This window comes from Sorangiineae bacterium MSr11367 (assembly GCA_037157805.1).
Lineage (GTDB): Bacteria > Myxococcota_A > Polyangia > Polyangiales > Polyangiaceae > Pendulispora > Pendulispora rubella.
Genome location: CP089983.1, coordinates 2277395 through 2295962, shown reverse-complemented (window position 1 = coordinate 2295962; position 18568 = coordinate 2277395). Strand labels below are relative to the sequence as shown.

The window sequence follows — 18568 nt, the reverse complement described above, 5'->3', positions numbered from 1 at the left end:
CACCCCGCGCCCGGGAAAGCCCCGCTCCCGATGAAAAGCCATTTCGTCATTGAAGTCTATTTTGCTATCGGGCGCGAAACGCTGACTCGATGATGGTCAGGATCAGGTGTAATACAGATTTCGACGCACGCCCCTTACGCTCGATAGGACAATCGTAGCGTCCGGTGAAGGCAAGTCAGGATTTCACTGGTCCGGATGGAGGCCGAAGGACCAGAGACGCTTGCCTCCGATGAGGAGAAGCACGAACACCACGACGACTTGCAGAAGGCCGATGCGCTCGAGCATCTTGGGAATGCCGATGCGCTCGGAGAGGACGGAGGCGAGCATTTCCGAGGCGATGTCACCGAGGATGACAAAAAAAACTAACGTACCCATGATGCGGCCGCGCATAGCCGCACTGGATGCGCTGTTGGTCGCGAGGCCCGCCATATTGGTGGCTATCCCCGTAAGGGCGTGGTCGACGAAGCACACCACGACGAACGGCGCGACAGCCAGCACCGTGTGTGCCCCAGCGATGTTGCCCGCCAACGCGATGACGAGACCGTCGAGGAGCATCGTGATCACGAAGAGACGTCCAATTCCACCAACCCATCGTGCAAAAAGCGGAACGAAAAACATCATGGCGAGGGACCCGAATTTCCACACGAGCATCGCATAGCGAACGGCATCGTCGGAACCGCCCATCACGTGTTTGACGATCATGGAGCCGTCGTACGCTTCGGTGACGATCTCCACGATGAAGCAGCCCACCAAGAGCAAACGCAGCACATGACGCTCAGGTGCCGCGAGGAATCGAAGTCCCTCCACGATCGAACGCAGGAAGTGGACCACGGCAAGCACCGCCGGGTTGACCTTCGCCGTCGAGGCGACGTATTCCTCTCGCAGGAGATCGGCGAGCCGAATGTCTCGCGCACGTTTTTGCGGATGGCAAAAGTAGAAGAGCACGACGAAACAAATCACGTGGGCCGCCACGTCGAACGCCACGAGCTGGGCGAGGCGCCCCGAGGCGACTTTCATGACGAGCCCGCCCACCACCAGCGCAACGAAGTCGCCCAGCTCCACGATGGATAGCACGAGCGACGACAACGATAGCAAGTGCGTCTTGTAGAGAAGCGGCCGGCCGCGCTCATCGTACAATGGCCGGCCATCTGGATCGACCTGCACCGACTCGCGACGGAGAAGGTCGACATGGAAAGCGTTCTCGGTCGCGCGCAACCCTGACTTTAGAACGGCCCCTCCCAGCAAGAATGGCAAGAACATAGGGATGCTCGGTTCGCCCTGCCCCAGCGCCATGACGAGGTACAGGGCCAATGCCAAGTTGCCGGCGCACCGTGCGAGAACGATGCGCCATCGCCAACGTGCGAGTCGCTCGAGTGAAAATCTCTCGGCCCAATCGGCCAGCGGTCCAGAGATGATGCTCCCGAGCAGGTGGAACACCAGCGTGGGCACCATGAAGCTGGCACGGGCCGCCTGCGTGACGGAAAGGTTGGTCGCGACCAACGCCTCCGCCCAGCCAAAAGCCACGACTCCAATATCGCTGGCAACGCGCGACAGTGCGTAAAAGCGCATCTTCGGCTCTTCGCGAAGTGCACTCGCGTAAGTTTCAAGTAGGCCCATACGGTCGTATCTCGAGGAACGTTGGTCAGACTCCTGCGCGACCGCGAAAGTTCCCAGCGTCGTACCAATTGGAGCTATGTCTGCTGCGATGATGCGCGCACGAATCGGACTTTTCGCCACATTACTCGTCGCAGCCGCCTGCGGGGGCGTCCCCGAGACATCGTCGTCGGAGACCCCGGACCAGGCTCTGGCCGCAAAGCGCACACTTCGCGTGGCGCTCTATCCCTTCATCCCCGCGGACGTCGACGGCAAGGAAGGGTTCACGCGGCTGCGCGCGATGCTCGAGGCGCGGTTCGAAGAGCAGCACCCGAACGTCGACCTGGTGCTCGCGGAGATGGATCCCAATGCGGCCGAGTTCTACGACCGCGCCAAGCTGGCGGCCTGGCTGCGCGATGCGCAAGACGTGGTGGAGATCGACACGGCCTTGCTGGGCGACATCGCGGGCGAGCTCGCCGAGTGGAACGATCCGAACCGCGGCGATTGGCACCCGGCCGCTCGCGAGGCGGTGACGTACCGCGGTCGCTCGTACGGTGTGCCGCATTGGCAGTGCAGCCACTTCGTCTACACGCGCGACGCCGATGCGGTGACCGCGAAGACGGTGACGGAGCTCGCGCAGCGCCTCGAGGCCCTGCCCGCTCCCGCATTGGGTGCGCCCATTGGCGGTACGTGGAACCTGCCGTCGCTCTACCTCGATGCCTACGAAGATGGGCACCCGGGCGCGTCGCTCGCGGGGGTCGTCTCCCGGCCGGGGTTTCCGAATGCGCGGCTGGTCGACGGGCTCGCGTCGCTGGTGCGCACGTGTGCGGTGGGCGATACGAATCCCTGTTTGGATGCGACCTACGACAATCCCAATGTGGCCATGGACGATTTCGCCGCACGGAAGACCGGCGCGTACATCGGCTTTTCCGAATCGCTGCATCGCATTCGGGTGCAGCGCAAAGACACGGCGCCCATCTTCGTGACGTCGGCGCCGCTGGGCGCGGGCTCGTATCCGCTCTTGTTCACCGACGCGCTCGTCCGAGGCAAACGGTGCAAGGGCGCGTGCGCCCGGGATGCGCAAGCCTTCGCGGACTTCCTCACGTCACCGTCGACGATGGAGCTCGTGATGATGGGCGACGATCTGGAATTCGGCGTGCCGCGCTACCTGCTGCCGGCCACGAAGAGCGCGTACACCAGTCCGCGCGTGGCCAACGACTCCACCTATCGTGTGCTGGAGCATCTCACACGACGGGCGGAGCCGTATCCGAATCACGCAATCTACGACGTGGTGCAGGACGGCACGCGCGCGGAGCAGCTCCTCGCGCAGCTAAAGGAAGCCGTGGCCGCGAAGTGACTCATCGGAAATTCTGCACGCCCCACACGTCACCGTTGGACATCGTGTAGAAGCCGCAGGCGGCCTTCGTGTACTTCGTGCTGGCCATGTTCTCGTAGTGGCCACCGCCGGGACCTTCGTCCCACATCATTTGAAGGCACTTGCCAATCATGGACTCGGGTGGGCCCGACCACCCGGGGCATTCGTCTTGGGCCATCTCTTGGCACCTGCCGAAGGCTCCGTGGGCGGAGTTGGTTTCGCTGTCGCTCTTGGCTTGGCCCGCGGCGCACGTCTCACCGGCGTTCCATCGCGCGTACGGAGCGAGTCCCTTGGTGGCTCGGTACGCGTTGATCTTGTCGACACAGATTTGCTCGACGTCTTTCGAGCCTCCGCCCCCCGCGTCTTTGGTACCACCACCGCCCGCGTCCTTGGTGCCGCCGCCCCCGCCCGCGTCTTTGCCGCCGCCTGTCCCTGCGTCCTTACCGCCGCCCCCGCCACCACCACCGCCGCCCCCGCCCACATTTTGGTCGTCTCCGTTCGTGGGCGTATTTTCCGGATTGCCATCGTTCGAGTCGTCGCCGCTGCTGCACGCGGCGTAAAGCACGGGGCACATCAGTACACAAAGGATACGGAGCGTCGCTTTCATGCAACGCCGCATCGCAAGAGCCAGGCCTGCTCTCCCCCTTCCCGCTCCCGATCCCGCTTCCGTTTCTTCTCTCGAGGCGATGAGGAAAATCTCGCGAGTCGGAGCGGGATTGGAAAGGGGGAGCAAGAGGTGCGCGCCCCACGAATTGGGGGCCACTCACCCGAATTCGACGACGGTACGAATCGACTTTCCTTCGTGCATCAAATCGAAACTCTCGTTGATGCGTGCAAGGGGTAGTTTGTGCGTAATCAAGCTATCGATATCGATTTTTCCGTCCATGTACCAATCGACCATTTTCGGAACGTCGGTTCGACCTCGTGCGCCTCCGAATGCGGTGCCCTTCCACACACGACCGGTGACCAACTGAAAAGGTCGCGTGGAAATTTCTTGGCCCGCGCCCGCAACGCCGATGATGACGCTCACACCCCACCCGCGGTGGCAGCACTCCAGAGCCTGCCGCATCAAGGTCACGTTGCCCACGCACTCGAAGCTGTAGTCGGCTCCCCCACCGGTGAGCTCCACGAGGTGGGCCACCAGATCGCCCTGCACGTTCTTCGGATTCACGAAGTGCGTGAGCCCCAGCTTGCGCGCCAGCGACTCGCGCGCCGGATTCAAGTCCACGCCGATGATCTTGTCCGCCCCCGCGATGCGTGCACCCTGCACCACGTTCAGACCGATGCCGCCGAGCCCGAACACGACGACGTTGGCGCCCGGTTCGACCTTGGCCGTGTACATCACGGCGCCGATGCCCGTGGTGACGCCGCAGCCGATGTAGCAAATCTTGTCGAACGGAGCATCGGAGCGCACCTTCGCGACGGCAATCTCCGGAAGCACGGTGTGCTGTGCAAACGTCGAACAGCCCATGTAATGGTGAATCTTCGTCTTGCCGATGGAGAATCGGCTCGTACCATCGGGCATGACGCCCTTGCCCTGCGTCGCGCGGATGGCCGTGCACAAATTCGTTTTGTGGCTCAAACACGATTTGCAGGCGCGGCACTCCGGTGTGTACAGCAAAATGACGTGATCGCCTTTGGCGACCGACGTGACACCGGGCCCCACGTCGACGACGACGCCCGCGCCTTCGTGCCCGAAGATGACGGGAAAGAGGCCCTCGGGATCGGCGCCCGAGCGGGTGAACTCGTCGGTGTGACAGACGCCGGTGGCTTTCATCTCCACCAAGACTTCACCGGCCTTGGGTCCATCCAACTCGACGTCTTCGATGACCAGAGGTTTGCCAGCTTCGTAGGCGACGGCAGCGCGCGTTTTCATTTGGGCAGATTAGCCGCATCCAGGTACGCGAGGATCGCCGGCGTGAGCGGCGTCGATTTGCGTGTCGCGTCATCCACGAAGACGATGATCGATTCCGCCGTGGCCACGCAGCGACCACGCTGGAAGAGCCCTTGAGCCACCGTGAGCGAGCTCCGGCCCACCTTGGTGATGCGCGTTCCGATGTCGATGGTTCCCGGCCAGGTGATCTCGGCGCGGAAGTCGAGCGTGAGGCGGGCGATAACGAAGGAGGTGCCGGGCGGCGCGATGGGCTCGTTCTCGGGATAGAGAAACGACACGCGCCCGGTTTCGCAGAATGTTGCAAAGGCCGCGTTGTTGACGTGCCCCTGGCGATCCGTATCGCCGTAGCGAATGGTGTCGGCGGTTCGGAAAGGGAAATCTTCGAGCTTCGGCGCCTCGGGATTCATTCGGGCCTGACGGCCCTCATAGGCCTCATCTACCATCGATTTCTCGGGCTGCTCTCGGTTCATCCCGGAGAGACTTTCTCCCCAAACGGCGAAAGTCGAGTATGAAGACGCCCATCATGTCGTCTTCGCCTCCCGCAGCCAAATCCAGCATCGGCCCTACGAGCCCGACCAGCATGAGCGGTGCCGCCCTCCGGCACCTCCGCGCACTCGGTCACGATTTGAAGCCGACGGTGATGCTCGGGAAAGATGGGTTGACCGATGGCCTCGTCCAAGCTGCCGGCGCCGCACTGCTCACGCACGAGCTCATCAAGGTGAAGATCCTCTCCGAGGCTCCCGTGGATCGCAAGGAGGCCGCCACGGAGCTGGCGGCGCGCACGAAGTCCGCGCTCGTGCAGGTGCTCGGCCGCACCATCCTTTTGTACCGCCGCCACCCGAAGAAGCCGAAGATCGTTCTGCCGCGAACGAAATAGCCGCCCGGGCGCGGGAATTGCTGCACTTCGCGCATCATGCGCGAGCTCGCCAACGAACAACAAGAAGTCACCCTAAGGCTCGTGAACGAAGCTCTGCAGCGGCAGCCCGAGCTTCGCTCGAGTGAAATCCGCTTCGAGTTCGATGGCGACGCCGTGAAGCTCCTCGGAGCGGTGGACGATATCTGGATGGCCTCGGCGATCGAGCGCACGGTGGCCGGCGTTCCGGGCGTCACACGCGTGAAAAATTGTCTCGAAATTCGGGCGGAGCTTGGCTCCGAGGCGCAGGCCAAGCAAACCGAATTCGGCAACGCGGAAGTCGCCCGATCCGCCGTGGGCGACGGCGACAACACGTTATGGTCACGCTGAATTCTCCCCCACCCCAACCCTCCCCCTCCGGGGGAGGGAGCCCTTGCGGTGATCAGCGCCAGGTGACGTATTTGCCGCGCTCTTGCGGGTGCTCGTTCTCGTAGGCTTCGAGGCTCTCGCGCGTGATTTCGACTTCGATTTCGCCGTCGCGCTCGATCGTCGATTGGCAACCGAGGCGCGAGTTCGCGCGCACGTCGAAGGCCTTGTCGAGCATGTCCTCTTCTTCTTCTTCCTGCCCGGACAGAAGATGGCTGCCTTTGGTCACGTAGATGTGGCACGTCGAGCAAGCACATACGCCGCCGCACGCGTAACCTTCCGGCGCGTGCAGTTCTTGGGCGGCCTGCAGGATGCTCGTGCCCACGGGGACTTCGATTTCGCCGTAACCTTTGAATCGGACGATGGCCATTGTCTTCTAACCCTGCGCGCTAAACGCGCTTTTCGACGTCGTCGACGTTGCGCCCTTCGATGGCGCGTGCAATCGCGCGGTTCATTCGGCGCGTCGCAAAGGGCTTGCTCACGCGGTCGAGCTCTTCGATCAAATGATGCATCCGGCCGGGATCGCTCCCCCGCGCCGCCTCGGCCAATGCTGCCATGGCCAGCTCGATGGCTTCGCGCTCGCCCGCCTCGAGCAACTCGGCATCGCTGGTCACCGCCTTTTCCGTGGCACTGACGATGCGATGCGCCTCGAGCCGATTTTCGGCGATGCGGCGGGTGAGCAGATCTTGCTCGCCGTGGTCGAGCGCGTCGAGCAGCATCTGTTCGACGGTCTCGTCGTCGAGGCCGTACGAGGGCTTCACCGCCACGTTTTGCTCGATGCCGGTGACCAATTCTTTCGCATGCACGCCGAGCAGGCCGTCGGCGTCGACCTGGAAGTTCACTTCCAACTTGGCCATACCCGCCGGCATGGGCGGAATCCCCTTCAGGGTGAAATGCGCCAAGCTGCGGCAGTCGCCCGCAAGCTCGCGCTCCCCTTGCACGACGTGGATCACGAAGCCGGTTTGATTGTCCTCTTGCGTGGTGTACGTCGCCCGCGCGCCCGTCGGAATGGTGATGTTGCGCGGCAGAATCTTGTCCACCACGCCGCCGCCCACTTCGATGCCCAGCGAGAGCGGCAGCACGTCGAGCAAGAGCACTTCGTCGCGCGGGCCTTCGCCGGCCAGCAAATCGGCCTGCACCGCGGCGCCCAGCGCGACCACTTGATCCGGATCGATGTCCGCCAACGGCTCGCGCTTGAAGAGGCCCTTCACGTAGGTGTGCACGTACGGAACGCGCGTGGAGCCCCCCACCAGGATGATGCCGTCGAGTTCTTCGGGCTTGAGCCCCGCGTCCTTGAGCGCACGGCGACAGGCCACACCGGTTCGGTCGAGGAGCAGCTTGATGGCTCCTTCGAAACGGCTGCGCGTCACGACCACCGACTTTTCGTGGCCCTGCGCATTCGGCAATTTGACCTCGGCCTCGAGGGCGGTGGTCAATGCGTGTTTGATCTCGCGCGACGTGTCGAGAAGCAGCCGCAAAAACGATGGATCCGTCGGAACGTGCGCGGCCCCCGTTTCATAGCCGAGATCGCGCAAGACGATTTCGGCGATGGCCCGGTCCATATCGTCGCCGCCCAGGGCGCTGTCGCCGCCCGTGGCTTTGACCTGGAAGACGCCGTCGTCCAAAAGCAGAATCGTGATATCGAAGGTGCCGCCACCCAAATCGTAAACGGCGAAGTGGCCATTCTGCTTTTTATCGAGTCCATAGGCCAAGGCGGCCGCCGTGGGCTCGTTCAGAAGGCGCAGCACCTCGAGGCCGGCGAGACGGCCGGCATCCTTCGTGGCTTGGCGCTGGGCATCATCGAAGTACGCGGGCACCGTGATGACGGCCCCGCCCACGGTGCGCAGCTCGTCTTCCGCGTTGCGCTTCAGCGTGCGCAAGATCTCGGCGCTCACCTCGACCGGCGTGACCTCGCGCCCGCCGCGCACCAGAAAGCGGACCACGTTGGGCTGCGCATCGCCGTGCGCTGCTCCAAATTGATAAGGCCCCATCCGCCGCGTCTCCGGATCGTCGGCACCGCGGCCCATGAAGCGCTTCACGCTGACGATGGTGTCGCGCGGATTTTCCACCGCACGCGACTGCGCCGCACGCCCCACGATGACGCCGTGGTCCGTATAGGAAACCACGCTGGGCAGGAGCACCTCTTGATCGCAGTCGGCAATCGTCTCGGGCCGCCCGTCGCGCACGGAGGCGACCAGCGAATGCGTGGTGCCCAGATCGATTCCAATCGGGCGCGGGGCCGCCTTGGGGTCGAAAATATCGAGGAGTGCTGTCGGCATGGTCAGGTCTCCTCCGTCGTTAAATCATCTTCGATGGCGCTGACTTCCTCGAGAAATCGCCGGAAGTAGCGCAGCTCGCCGAGCTTGCTCACGTGCGGGCCGAGCTTTTCGCGGTCGGCACCGGCGCTCGAAAAGGCCTCCGCCAGCGCTTCCTGCACGGCCTGTGCGTGCGCCTCGATGGATTCGGCGAGCTGGTGAACGCGCGCGAGATCTTTCGCCTGCTTCGCTTCGTCGAGGGCCTCACGCTGTTCCAGCATTTCCATGAGGAAGGCCGGTTTCGACTTGGGCTCGTTGGTCTCACCGACGGGCACGCCGTAGATCGAAAAGAGCGCTTCGGCGCGCTTCACCGGATCGCGGAGGATGCGCCACGCGGCGTTGACCTCCACGGCGCGGGACAACGCCTCACGCTTTCCAGCGGCAGCGCCCACGTGTTTGTCGGGATGCAGGGCACGCGACAGCTCGCGATGCGTCTTCTCGAGCGCGCGTAGATCGACGTCGTAGCGGCGTGCGACGCCGAGGGTGGCAAACGGATCCATGATCGAACCGGGCTTTGGGGGACTTGAATTAAACCGTGAAGCTATGTCCGCATCCGCACGAGGTTTTCTCGTTCGGATTCACGAATTTGAAGCCCTGCTTCATCAGCGTCTTTTCCCAATCGAGAACCGAGCCATTCAAGTAAATCAGGCTCTTCGGATCGACCACGACGCGGACGTCGCCGTAGTCGTACACGCGGTCGCGTGCGCGGGGCGGGCCATCGTGAAACTCGATGACGTAGCTGAATCCGGAACACCCGCCGCCGCGGATGCCCACGCGCAGCGAGGTGTTCGGCACGCCGCGCTTTTGGATCTGCGCGCGAATGGCCTCCACCGCGGCAGGGCTGACCGTGATGGAGGGCTCCTTCTTTTGCTCCGGCTCCAAGACCGCAGGTTCAACGTGCTGCACGACGCGCTTCCTGCTTCTGCCGGTAGTCCTCGATGGCGCTCTTGATGGCGTCTTCCGCGAGCACCGAGCAGTGAATCTTCACCGGCGGGAGATTCAGCTCGGTCACGATGTCCGAGTTCTTGATGGCCTCGGCCTGCTCCACCGTCTTGCCCTTGAGCCACTCCGTGGCCAGGGAGGACGAGGCGATGGCCGAGCCGCAGCCGAACGTCTTGAACTTCGCGTCTTCGATGACGCCGTCGTCGTTGACCTTGATCTGCAGACGCATCACGTCGCCGCAGGCGGGCGCGCCAACGAGACCCGTTCCAACATTCGGATCGCTCTTGTCCAGGGTGCCGACATTGCGGGGATTTTCCGCGTGTTCGACCACTTTTTCACTGTACGCCATGTTTCGATCTCCAGTTGTTCCGTCGGGCTCAAGCCCTAAAAATTTTCTCTCTCGGGGAGCTCGAGGGGGCGGAGCCCTCCTCGAAACCAAAACAAACGAGCTCGAGGGGGCGGAGCCCTCCTCGAAACCAAAACAAACGAGCTCGAGGGGGCGGAGCCCCTCTCGAAACCAGACTAATGAGCGACCCAGCTGACGGATTTCAGGTCGATCCCCTCTTTGTGCATCTCGTAGAGCGGGGATAGGTCGCGGAGCTTGTTGACCTTGTCGACAACGAGGTCCGCTACGTAGTCGACTTCTTCCTCGGTCGTAAAGCGTCCCATGCCGAATCGAATGCTCGAGTGCGCCAACTCGTCCCCGACCCCGAGGGCCCGCAGAACGTAGCTGGGTTCGAGGCTGGCGGACGTGCACGCCGAGCCAGAGCTGACCGCGACGTCCTTGATGGCCATCATCAAGCCCTCGCCCTCCACGAAGTTGAAGGACAGGTTCAAATTGCCGGACAGGCGGTGCTCGAGCGAGCCATTCACGTACACCTCCTCGAGGTTGTCCATGATGCGTGCGCGCAGACGCTCGCGCAGGCGCACGAGGCGGGCCGATTCTTCGCGCCACTCGTTCTTGGCGATTTCCGCCGCCTTGCCGAAGCCGACGATGGACGGCACGTTCAACGTCCCCGAGCGGCTTCCGCGCTCGTGGCCGCCGCCGTCCATTTGAGCCACCAGGCGCACGCGCGGCTTCGAACGCCGCACGTAAAGGGCGCCCACGCCCTTGGGGCCGTAGAACTTGTGCGCCGTGATCGAGGCCAGGTCGATGTTGAACTTCTGCACGTCGAACTCGGCCTTGCCGATGATCTGCACGGAATCGCTATGCAGCAGCACGCCGCGGGCGCGGGTGATTTTGCCAATCTCCTCGAGCGGCTGGATGGTGCCAATCTCGTTGTTGGCAGCCATGATGCTCACGAGGATCGTCTTTTCCGTGATGGCGTTGGCCACTTCGTTCGGATCGACCCGCCCATCTTTGCCGACGCCCAGGTACGTGACCTGGTAGCCCTCTTTTTCGAGGCGCTTGCACGTATCCAGGATCGCCTTGTGCTCCATCACCGAGGTGATGATGTGATTGCCTTTGTCCTTGTAGAACTCGGCAATACCCTTGATGGCCAGGTTGTCGGACTCGGTCGCGCCGGAGGTGAAGACGATTTCCTTCGAGCTCTGCGCGTTGATGAGCGAGGCGATGCGTTCGCGCGCGTAGTCCACGGCTTCTTCGGCCTCCCAACCGAATTTGTGGCTGCGGCTGGCGGCGTTTCCAAACTTCTGCGTGAAGTACGGAATCATCTCCTCGACGACGCGCGGGTCGACCGGGGTCGTCGAGTGGTAATCCATGAAGATCGGGAGGTTGACGGACATTGTTCTTTCCTTGTCTGGAGCCCCTTGTCGGGAGGGGGGTTCAGCTTGCTCGAAACCCTGCAATGAGCTCGGGAACGTGCTCGCCGCAGGTATGAAGATCACAGGCCTTACAGGCCGAGAGCATCCGGTCGGGATCGCAGACCTCGCACGTGTCGAGGTACACGAGACTCGCCTCGAGCTCGTGCTCGAGGGCCCGGAGCCGATGGATGTGCTCGCGCGTTTCAGCCAGCTTGCGCTTGTAGGTTTCCTTCATCCGAATCATCGCGCGCGGGGCGGAATGCAGTTCTTCCCACTCGCGGACGATGGTTTGAATGTCGGTCAGGCTAAAGCCCATCTCCTGGAGCCGGCCGATCCAACGGATGCGCACGAGCGCGTCGGCCCCATAGAGGCGGTAGCGGCCCTTCGAACGGGCCACGGGATGCAGGAGCCCTAGCTCCTCATAAAGGTGGATGGCGCGGACCGTCTTGCCCGCCTCGCGGGCGAGGTCCCCTACCTGCTTGAGCTCTCCATCGGGCACCGACGACTCATCCCGATCGGAATGATCAGGCGGCGGATGAAGCATCGGGAGGCGCACGTTGTTGCTCATAGCTCCACAGGCACTCTTACCTATAGGTGAGGGTTTGACAACACCCTTACGTTAGGGTGCGGGATCTTTTCAGACCAGCTTGACGCGCCATGGAAAACGGCTTGCACCTGCGGGCGGGGCCGGAGATACAAACAGTGCCGCCATGCCGAAGCAGCCAGGTCTCGACCCACGTCGAACGCCGCGCCCGCTGGCGGCGCCATCGCTTGAGGCACAACTCACCGAGATTACTTTAGAATTCGTTGCGCGCATCGTGACGACCATCCGCAATGCCACGTTTGCGGAGGTGGCCGGACTCGATACCGCGTCCCTGGCAAGCCACGCGGCCGCCTCGGACAAGCCACGGCCGGCACCGCGGACGCCCACGGGTCAGCTGTTTCTGCCCGAGAGAGCTCAATCGGAGCGGGTGCAGAAGCCTGGCGCATCCTCGTCCAGGGGCAGCGGAACTGGGACAGGTCTGCTCGATACTGCGCAAGGTCGCCGCGGTCGCCGGCCACGCCAGACTCAGGAGAAACGTGGTGAGCTTGCCGAACGCATCATCCGTGTGCTCCAGACCGCAGGGTCGCCTCTAGGGGTGCGGGCGCTTGCGGGAGAGCTGTCTATCTCTCCGGATCTGTTGGCGTTGCCGCTGCGGGAACTCCGCGACCAAGGCAAGATCCGAAAGCTCGGTGAGAAGCGAAGTACGACTTATTCGCTGCAGTAGAGAGTCGTAGTCCAACGTAGGACATTAGGCGGACGAGAGCCTGCTTCTACCTACAAATGCGCTGATTTCGCGCAAATCGTGGAAAGAATCGGCACGACCTTCGCTTACTCGGAGTCGGTAAGCCGATTCGTCGCCCCGGGAACGCGTGCTCTCCACACACACGCCACCCGGAGGTCCGCCGCGCTTGCGGCGGTCAACTCTCCACACACGGATGCGGCTTTCTTTTCGGACTCGAACAGGGGGGGACTGCAGTGCTAGCCCTAGATCCGCAGCATATTCACGTACACGATCACACCTTTCACGCTCTCAGTCACGACAACGACCCGAAGCGCAAGGCGCAAAAGCTCTTCTCGTTGTCCGAGGTGGTGCACGACAAGGTTGGAGATGCGCGTTGGGCGGCGGACTTGCTCGGAGAGTCGCTCGCCCTCGATCCTTCGCGGCTCGATGCGTTCGAGCGGCTCTTCGCGCTGTACACGGAGCTGCAAGATTGGGATGCGCTGACGCATTGTTACCGCGACCGACTCGATCGCACGTCGGTGGACGATATCGAAGTACGGTATGCGCTCATTCATCAATTGGGCGTCGTCTACCGCGAGAAGCTCGGCGATGCGGCGCGCGCACTGGAGTGCTTCAAGGCCGCACTGGCGTTGAAGCCCGACAGCGACGACGACCGCAAGCTGATGTGCGAGCTGCTGGTCATCGTCGGGGAGCTCGACGAGGCGCTCGACTTCACGCGCAACGTGCTCGAGCGCAATCCGCTGGCCGTGGAGCCGATGAAGGAGCTCTACACGCTCTTTCTGCGCAAGCGGCACTTCGACGCCGCATGGTGCGCCATCGACGTGCTGGGCGACACGTTGGCGGTGAAGATGACCCACGAGCAGGAGCGCTTCCTGGTGGGCTACGCGCCGATGCCGCTCGAGGCGGTGCCGGGGCGGCTTTTGCCGGAGGCGTGGGACAGCCACATCCTGCACCCGGATCTGGATCCGACGATCACGGCGATCCTGCGCATCGTGGTGCCGGTGGTGGTGCGCGCGAAGATGGGGCCTCGAGGCCGCCGCGAGCGTGAGGACGATTTGGGCGGGCGGCTGGCCGAGGAGCAGACGGACAGCACGTATCCGATTCTGCGCACGTTCCTCGACGCGTCGGAGATCCTGGGGCTGTCGCCGCCGGATCTGCGCGTGAACCACGGGATGTCGAGCCCCTTCTCGGTCGCCATCGCGGAGAACCCCACGGTTCACGTGTCGATCGAGCACGTGCGCGAGCTGTCGTCGGGAAGCCGCGCCTACTTCGCCGGCAAGTACATCGCGCTGCTGCAGCCCGAGTTGCTCGGCCGTGCGCTCTTCCCGACGGTGCCCGCGCTGAAGTCGCTCATCTCGTCCGCGGTGCGCATCGCCACCTCGCACAGCGGGATCTGGAACACGGGCGACGATCTCGATGTGTGCCTGCGCCAGGCGATTCTGCCCGACGAGCTCGAGGCACTGCGCCAAATCGTGAAGGCCGCCCTGGCCATGGGTTCGCTGCTGGATGTGGGCCGCTGGTCGAAGCTCGCCGAGATGTCCGCGGCGCGTGCAGGCTTGCTGCTCGCAGGCTCCGTCGACGTCGCCCGCCGCGCAAACGTCTACGAGCCGCACTACCTGGGCGAGCCCACCTCGGGCGAGTGGCTGTCGGACCTGATCTCGTTCGCCTTGAGCGACACCTACGCCGAATTGCGGGCGGCGATCGGGGTCAACGTTCCGAACGGCTAGGGTTTAGGGTTTAGGGTTTAGGGAGAAGAACAGGCGAGGGCGGGATTCTCCCCCTCTACCCTAAACCCTTCACCCTAGACCCTCACAAAACCACGTCGACGCCCGACGTCTCTTTCACGATGCGGGCAACGGTGGCGAATAGTTCGGCGCCGCTGCCCTTGTCGTCGAGCCAGCGATCGGTGGCTTCGTCGTAGGAAAAGTGCCAGGCGCGCGCGTTGGCGGCGAGCCAGATTTGGCGGGTGGGGCGCTGCGTGTTGATGATGCAGCGGGTGCCGCTGCGGAAGAGGATGGTGACGACGTCGCCTGCGCGCTCGCAATCGGCTTCTTCCGGGTCGACGTCTTGGAAGGCGTCTTCGAGGCGACGAAACGCGGAGTCGGCCAGCTGTTGGTAACGCGGCTCTTCGAGCAGGGACATGGGGAAGGACCTTTCCAGTGTCCTGACTAGTTCAGCGAGTACGGGAGGGCCAACGTAAACGGTGCGATGGTCGCATCGAAGGCCCGGCCGTCGGAGCGATGCATTTGATACGTGCCGTGCATCTCCCCACGCGGCGTGGTCAGAACACAGCCACTCGTGTACTCGAAATGGTCGCCAGGCCGCAGGAAAGGCTGCTGGCCGACGACGCCGGGACCACGCACCTCCTCGATGCGGCCGTTGCCATCGGTGATGATCCAATGGCGGGTGCGCAGCTGTGCACCCTCGGTGCCTTCGTTGTGGATCTTCACGGTGTACGCGAAGACGTAACGCTGCGACCGGGGGGAGGATTGCTCGGGAACGTACACGGACTCGACCGAGACGCGAATCCCTTGTGTGACGGCGGTGGACACGATTTCTCTGTTTTACTAGGCCGCCATGTGCGGTGCGAGAAAACTGTGCAGGGCCGACCACTTCTGCCGTGCCGCAGGGCGCCACACCATGGCGTCGAAGCCGTGAACCTCGCCCGGCGCAATGAAGAGCTCATTTTTCACGCCGAGCCGGTCCAGCACGACCTTCATGCGCTTCGAGTGGGATAGAAGAATGTCTCTCGTACCCACCGACAGGAAAAATGGCGCCAGATCCCGTCGCAATGACACCAAGCCGCGCTCGAGCAGCAGCAGCGGGCTTGCGAGCGGTACCGCTTCGGACGATCCATTGAAGGCACCTGGGCCAAGGTAGGCCGCCGCAACGTCGAACAGGAGCCGTTGGACGAAAAGGGGTAAGCGCTCGGTGGCCATCATCGCCTCGATCTCGGTCAGGTCGAGAATCGGGTACGTGGCCACGACGGCCCGGAGCGGGATGTTCGCATCGAAGAGGCGGCGCGCGAAGGTCTCCGGCAAACGCGCCGCCGAGGCGATGCCCAGCGCGGTCACCAAATTGCCACCCGCCGACTCGCCCGCGAGCGCGATGCGATCGCGATCGCCTCCGTATTCGGCGGCGTGGCGGTGAACCCAGAGCAGGGCCTCCGAAACGTCTTCGAGCGGCTCGGGGTACGGATGTTTGTGACCCTGCCGATAATTGACGTTGAACACCAGGTAGCCCTGACGTGCGAACGCCATGGCCATGACGTAATGGGTCTCCTTGGACAACGTGGCGAAGCCGCCGCCATGCACGTAGAGAACGATGGGCAGTGGCTTGAGAGCGCGCGTGGGTACGTACGCGTCGAGCCGGTGCTCGCGCCTTCGCGTGGGGCCGTAGACGATGTCGCGCAGCACGCGCACGCCGAAGCGCTCCGGCGATGCGTCCGGCATGGAGAAGCGGACGTACGCGAGCGCGTGGGCCGCCGCATCCACGGTGAGCGCGCGCAGAATGCTCTCTTGAACGATCCACGGGTGCTTGAAGCGAAGGGCGTTCATGCGGGTTTCTTCAGCTAAGCATCGCTCGACGCGCTGCGCAATGCTGCGGACTTTCAACGCGGGTTGACAGGTCGTCGATCGGGACCAACATCTCCCAGTGCGTGAGGCATGTCGCCCACGCGTGTAACCCCGCCGGGAGCGAGACAGCCTCGGCGAGTTGGAGAAGAGAAAAATGCATCATCATCCTGGTATGCCTCCGGGCTTGTTCTACTGGTGGGCCAATGCGCGTCGTCGTGAGCGATGCGGCGACGACGGCCCCGTGCACGAGTACGCAGGTTGGCCCGGGCGGCACGGCCGCGGGCGAGATCGCGACGAGCGATCTTCGCCGTGGGACGGTTGGCAAGCTGGCGGGTGGGGCCATCATCATCACGAAGATGGCGGCGGCTTCGGTGTGCGAAGGCCGCTGCGGTTTCTGGCGCACAAGCTCGACTTGAGCGAGGCGCAAGTCACCGACCTCGCGAACATCTTGAACGACCTGAAAACGGAGCGGGCTCAAGCCGAGGTCGACGAACGCCGCACGATGGCCGCGTTTGCCGATGCCGTGGCCGGTGGTTCCTTCGACGAAGGGCGCGCCAAAGAAGGCGCCGATCTCCGCACGCAAAGCACGGAAAGGCTGCGCGACGCGGTGACCAAGGCGCTGGGGCGCATCCACGCCCTGCTCGACGAGGAGCAGCGAAAGCGCTTCGCGTACCTGATTCGCACCGGCGTGCTCGCGCTCTAAGATCAGAAGAATTTGCGGGAAGACGGGGGGATTTGGGGGTTCAAATCATCGCAATGGGGACCTCCTTGGACCCAATCCAAAGAACTCCCGATCTCCCGTTCTCCCTGTTCAATTCCCATTCTTCTAATCTTTGTGGTCGGCTGAGCTAAAGTCGTTGGGTTATGGCCCGACGACTTCCCCCTGCCCCGCGCCTCTCTGGAGCCTTTCTTCGAGCTGCGGCCCGCGCCGCGCGCACCAAGACGGGAAGCGTTGCCGTCTACCATGCGCTGCGCGCCGACTTGAAGATCGGCGAGCTCGAACAGCTCCCTGCAGAGGCACGGGGCAGTCTTCCATTGCACAACCGCGTCGTCGCAGGGCGTCCTCCGCGCACCGGCGAGGATGCGCGACTCCCCTTGCCTGCGCCCCCATGGTCGGGCACCAGCGCCAGCTATGTTGCACACTACACGCAAGGCACGCTGACGCCGGAGGACGTGGTCGTGCGCTGCCTTGCCGCGGCCCGCGAGCTTGCGGGGCGCGTGCCCACTGTGGGGCCGTTGCACGAGGAGATGCCACGAAAAGCCGCCCTCGGTGAGGCGGGCGAGAGCCGTGCGCGTTACGCGGCCAACATGGCGCGCGGCAGCTTCGACGGTGTTCCCATCGCCGTGAAAGAGCAAACCGCCGTGCGCGGGTTCGCACGGCAGGTGGGCACGATCTACATCGACCCGATGCCGATGAAGGAAGACGCGACGTGCGTCGCCGAGCTTCGTCGCGCCGGCGCGCTCGTTCTCGGCACGACGCCGATGACCGAGTTGGGCATGTCGCCCTCGGGGCAGAACAAGCATCGTCGCCTGCCGAAGAATCCGCACGACCCGCGGCACATCGCCGGCGGCTCCAGCACGGGCTCCGGTGTGGCCGTGGCCACCGGCCTCGTCCCCTTTGCCATGGGCGCCGATGGTGGCGGCTCGATCCGCATTCCGTCGGCCATCAACGGGGTGTTCGGCATCAAGCCGACGTGGGGGCGCGTCAGCCGCGCCGGCGACTACGCCGAAGGCACCGTCGCGCACGTGGGTCCCATCGCGTCGTCCACCGCCGACTTGGCGCGCGTGCTTGAGGCCATCTCGGGCCCCGATCCGCTCGATCCGGAGACCCTGTTCGGCGTGCCGGCCAAACCCGCGCCGGGCGACTTCCTCGCGGCGCTGGGCCGTGGGGTCCGTGGACTGATCATCGGAGTGGACGAGAACGAGTGGGCCGATGCCTCGCCCTCCGTGCAGCGCGCGGGGCAAGATGCATTGCGCGCGCTCGAGCGCGAAGGTGCAACGTTGCAGCGTGTGCGCATCGGTCTCGCACGCCAGGCGCCGCTCATCGGCTACATGGCCATCGGCCTGGAGACGCGTGGCGCGCTGCAGGTCGACTGGGAGCGACACGCCGGCGACATGGGCCACGATCTGCAGCTGGCAATGGCGGCGCTGGGCGAGGCCAAGGCCGCCGACTACGTCGACGCGCAGCGACTACGAAATGGCCTCCGACGCGAAGTGGCGGATGCCTTCCAACGCGTCGATCTCTTGGCGTTGCCGACCACCGTCGATACCGCAACCGCCGCAACCGACGACGAAATGGCGTCGGGCTTCCTCGATGCGCGCGTGCTGGCCGGGCTCGTTCGGTTCAATTTTCTGGCGAACCTCACCGGCTTGCCTGCGCTCTCCGCGCCCGTCGGGCTCGATGCTCGGCTTCTTCCCATCGGCCTTCAGCTCGTTGGTGATGCGTGGGACGAAGCAACCGTGTTGGCTGCATCCGCGCACCTGGAGCGCTTGGGTGCGGCCAAGGTCGAGCGACCTGCCGTATCCGTGCGGATTCTGCCGTAGC

The 18568-nt window shown here is 63.9% G+C and carries 21 protein-coding genes; 7 read left to right on the top strand and 14 right to left on the bottom strand.

Annotated features, from left to right (window positions below):
- Positions 1–183: 183 nt before the first annotated feature.
- On the bottom strand, positions 184–1569 hold the full coding sequence (locus LVJ94_09060) for a hypothetical protein (GenBank protein WXB07384.1): 1386 nt from the start codon (positions 1567–1569) through the stop codon (positions 184–186).
- Between the two features lie 136 nt (positions 1570–1705).
- Here LVJ94_09060 and LVJ94_09055 point away from each other — a divergent pair, with 136 nt between their 5' ends.
- Entirely contained in the window at positions 1706–2950 is a 1245-nt protein-coding gene (locus LVJ94_09055; protein ID WXB07383.1) for a hypothetical protein, read from the top strand.
- 1 nt (position 2951) lies between these two features.
- Here LVJ94_09055 and LVJ94_09050 read toward each other — a convergent pair whose 3' ends face one another.
- The 3 genes from LVJ94_09050 to LVJ94_09040 all read right to left on the bottom strand — a co-directional run bounded on the left by LVJ94_09050 (position 2952) and on the right by LVJ94_09040 (position 5269).
- Positions 2952–3575 carry a CAP domain-containing protein gene (locus LVJ94_09050; protein WXB07382.1) on the bottom strand — a complete coding sequence of 208 codons (624 nt, stop codon included), beginning with the start codon at positions 3573–3575 and terminating at the stop codon, positions 2952–2954.
- Between the two features lie 156 nt (positions 3576–3731).
- Positions 3732–4844 carry an S-(hydroxymethyl)glutathione dehydrogenase/class III alcohol dehydrogenase gene (locus LVJ94_09045; GenBank protein ID WXB07381.1) on the bottom strand — a complete coding sequence of 371 codons (1113 nt, stop codon included), beginning with the start codon at positions 4842–4844 and terminating at the stop codon, positions 3732–3734.
- The gene (locus LVJ94_09040) at positions 4841–5269 is read right to left on the bottom strand and encodes an acyl-CoA thioesterase (protein WXB07380.1); all 429 of its coding nucleotides are present in this window, start codon (positions 5267–5269) and stop codon (positions 4841–4843) included. Before LVJ94_09040 ends, LVJ94_09045 begins: the two co-directional genes overlap by 4 nt.
- Before the next feature lie 116 nt (positions 5270–5385).
- On the opposite strand from LVJ94_09040, the gene LVJ94_09035 reads away from it, so the two are divergent.
- Entirely contained in the window at positions 5386–5739 is a 354-nt protein-coding gene (locus LVJ94_09035; protein WXB07379.1) for a YhbY family RNA-binding protein, read from the top strand.
- Positions 5740–5775: 36 nt separating this feature from the next.
- Positions 5776–6105 (top strand): BON domain-containing protein, encoded by a 330-nt coding sequence (locus LVJ94_09030; protein ID WXB07378.1) that lies wholly within the window; start codon positions 5776–5778, stop codon positions 6103–6105.
- Positions 6106–6157: 52 nt separating this feature from the next.
- Here LVJ94_09030 and LVJ94_09025 read toward each other — a convergent pair whose 3' ends face one another.
- The 7 genes from LVJ94_09025 to LVJ94_08995 form a co-directional block, all read right to left on the bottom strand.
- On the bottom strand, positions 6158–6511 hold the full coding sequence (locus tag LVJ94_09025) for a 2Fe-2S iron-sulfur cluster-binding protein (GenBank protein ID WXB07377.1): 354 nt from the start codon (positions 6509–6511) through the stop codon (positions 6158–6160).
- A gap of 19 nt (positions 6512–6530) precedes the next feature.
- Entirely contained in the window at positions 6531–8420 is a 1890-nt protein-coding gene (gene hscA / locus LVJ94_09020) for a Fe-S protein assembly chaperone HscA (protein WXB07376.1), read from the bottom strand.
- A 2-nt stretch (positions 8421–8422) separates the two neighbouring features.
- Positions 8423–8956: a Fe-S protein assembly co-chaperone HscB gene (hscB, locus tag LVJ94_09015; protein ID WXB07375.1), complete on the bottom strand. Its 534-nt coding sequence runs from the start codon at positions 8954–8956 to the stop codon at positions 8423–8425.
- A gap of 28 nt (positions 8957–8984) precedes the next feature.
- Positions 8985–9362 carry an iron-sulfur cluster assembly accessory protein gene (locus tag LVJ94_09010; protein ID WXB07374.1) on the bottom strand — a complete coding sequence of 126 codons (378 nt, stop codon included), beginning with the start codon at positions 9360–9362 and terminating at the stop codon, positions 8985–8987.
- A complete protein-coding gene (gene iscU, locus LVJ94_09005) occupies positions 9349–9747 on the bottom strand; it encodes a Fe-S cluster assembly scaffold IscU (protein WXB07373.1) in 399 nt (132 codons plus the stop codon). The genes LVJ94_09010 and iscU overlap by 14 nt, the downstream gene beginning before the upstream one ends.
- A gap of 173 nt (positions 9748–9920) precedes the next feature.
- Positions 9921–11144, bottom strand: a complete 1224-nt coding sequence (locus LVJ94_09000) for an IscS subfamily cysteine desulfurase (GenBank protein WXB07372.1) — start codon at positions 11142–11144, stop codon at positions 9921–9923.
- A gap of 40 nt (positions 11145–11184) precedes the next feature.
- Positions 11185–11730 carry a MerR family transcriptional regulator gene (locus LVJ94_08995; GenBank protein ID WXB07371.1) on the bottom strand — a complete coding sequence of 182 codons (546 nt, stop codon included), beginning with the start codon at positions 11728–11730 and terminating at the stop codon, positions 11185–11187.
- A gap of 250 nt (positions 11731–11980) precedes the next feature.
- On the opposite strand from LVJ94_08995, the gene LVJ94_08990 reads away from it, so the two are divergent.
- Together LVJ94_08990 and LVJ94_08985 are read left to right on the top strand one after the other, a co-directional pair.
- Positions 11981–12430 carry a hypothetical protein gene (locus tag LVJ94_08990; protein WXB07370.1) on the top strand — a complete coding sequence of 150 codons (450 nt, stop codon included), beginning with the start codon at positions 11981–11983 and terminating at the stop codon, positions 12428–12430.
- A gap of 251 nt (positions 12431–12681) precedes the next feature.
- On the top strand, positions 12682–14175 hold the full coding sequence (locus LVJ94_08985) for a hypothetical protein (protein WXB07369.1): 1494 nt from the start codon (positions 12682–12684) through the stop codon (positions 14173–14175).
- Positions 14176–14257: 82 nt separating this feature from the next.
- On the opposite strand, the gene cyaY is transcribed toward LVJ94_08985, so the two are convergent.
- Genes cyaY through LVJ94_08970 form a run of 3 tightly spaced genes read right to left on the bottom strand, consistent with a single transcriptional unit; the run spans position 14258 to position 16005 of the window.
- Positions 14258–14590: an iron donor protein CyaY gene (gene cyaY, locus LVJ94_08980; GenBank protein WXB07368.1), complete on the bottom strand. Its 333-nt coding sequence runs from the start codon at positions 14588–14590 to the stop codon at positions 14258–14260.
- Positions 14591–14616: 26 nt separating this feature from the next.
- A complete protein-coding gene (gene apaG, locus LVJ94_08975) occupies positions 14617–15000 on the bottom strand; it encodes a Co2+/Mg2+ efflux protein ApaG (GenBank protein WXB07367.1) in 384 nt (127 codons plus the stop codon).
- A gap of 15 nt (positions 15001–15015) precedes the next feature.
- Positions 15016–16005 carry an alpha/beta hydrolase gene (locus tag LVJ94_08970; GenBank protein WXB07366.1) on the bottom strand — a complete coding sequence of 330 codons (990 nt, stop codon included), beginning with the start codon at positions 16003–16005 and terminating at the stop codon, positions 15016–15018.
- 172 nt (positions 16006–16177) lie between these two features.
- Here LVJ94_08970 and LVJ94_08965 point away from each other — a divergent pair, with 172 nt between their 5' ends.
- Positions 16178–16726: a Spy/CpxP family protein refolding chaperone gene (locus LVJ94_08965; GenBank protein WXB07365.1), complete on the top strand. Its 549-nt coding sequence runs from the start codon at positions 16178–16180 to the stop codon at positions 16724–16726.
- Positions 16727–16887: 161 nt separating this feature from the next.
- Positions 16888–18567: an amidase gene (locus LVJ94_08960; protein WXB07364.1), complete on the top strand. Its 1680-nt coding sequence runs from the start codon at positions 16888–16890 to the stop codon at positions 18565–18567.
- Position 18568: the final 1 nt, after the last annotated feature.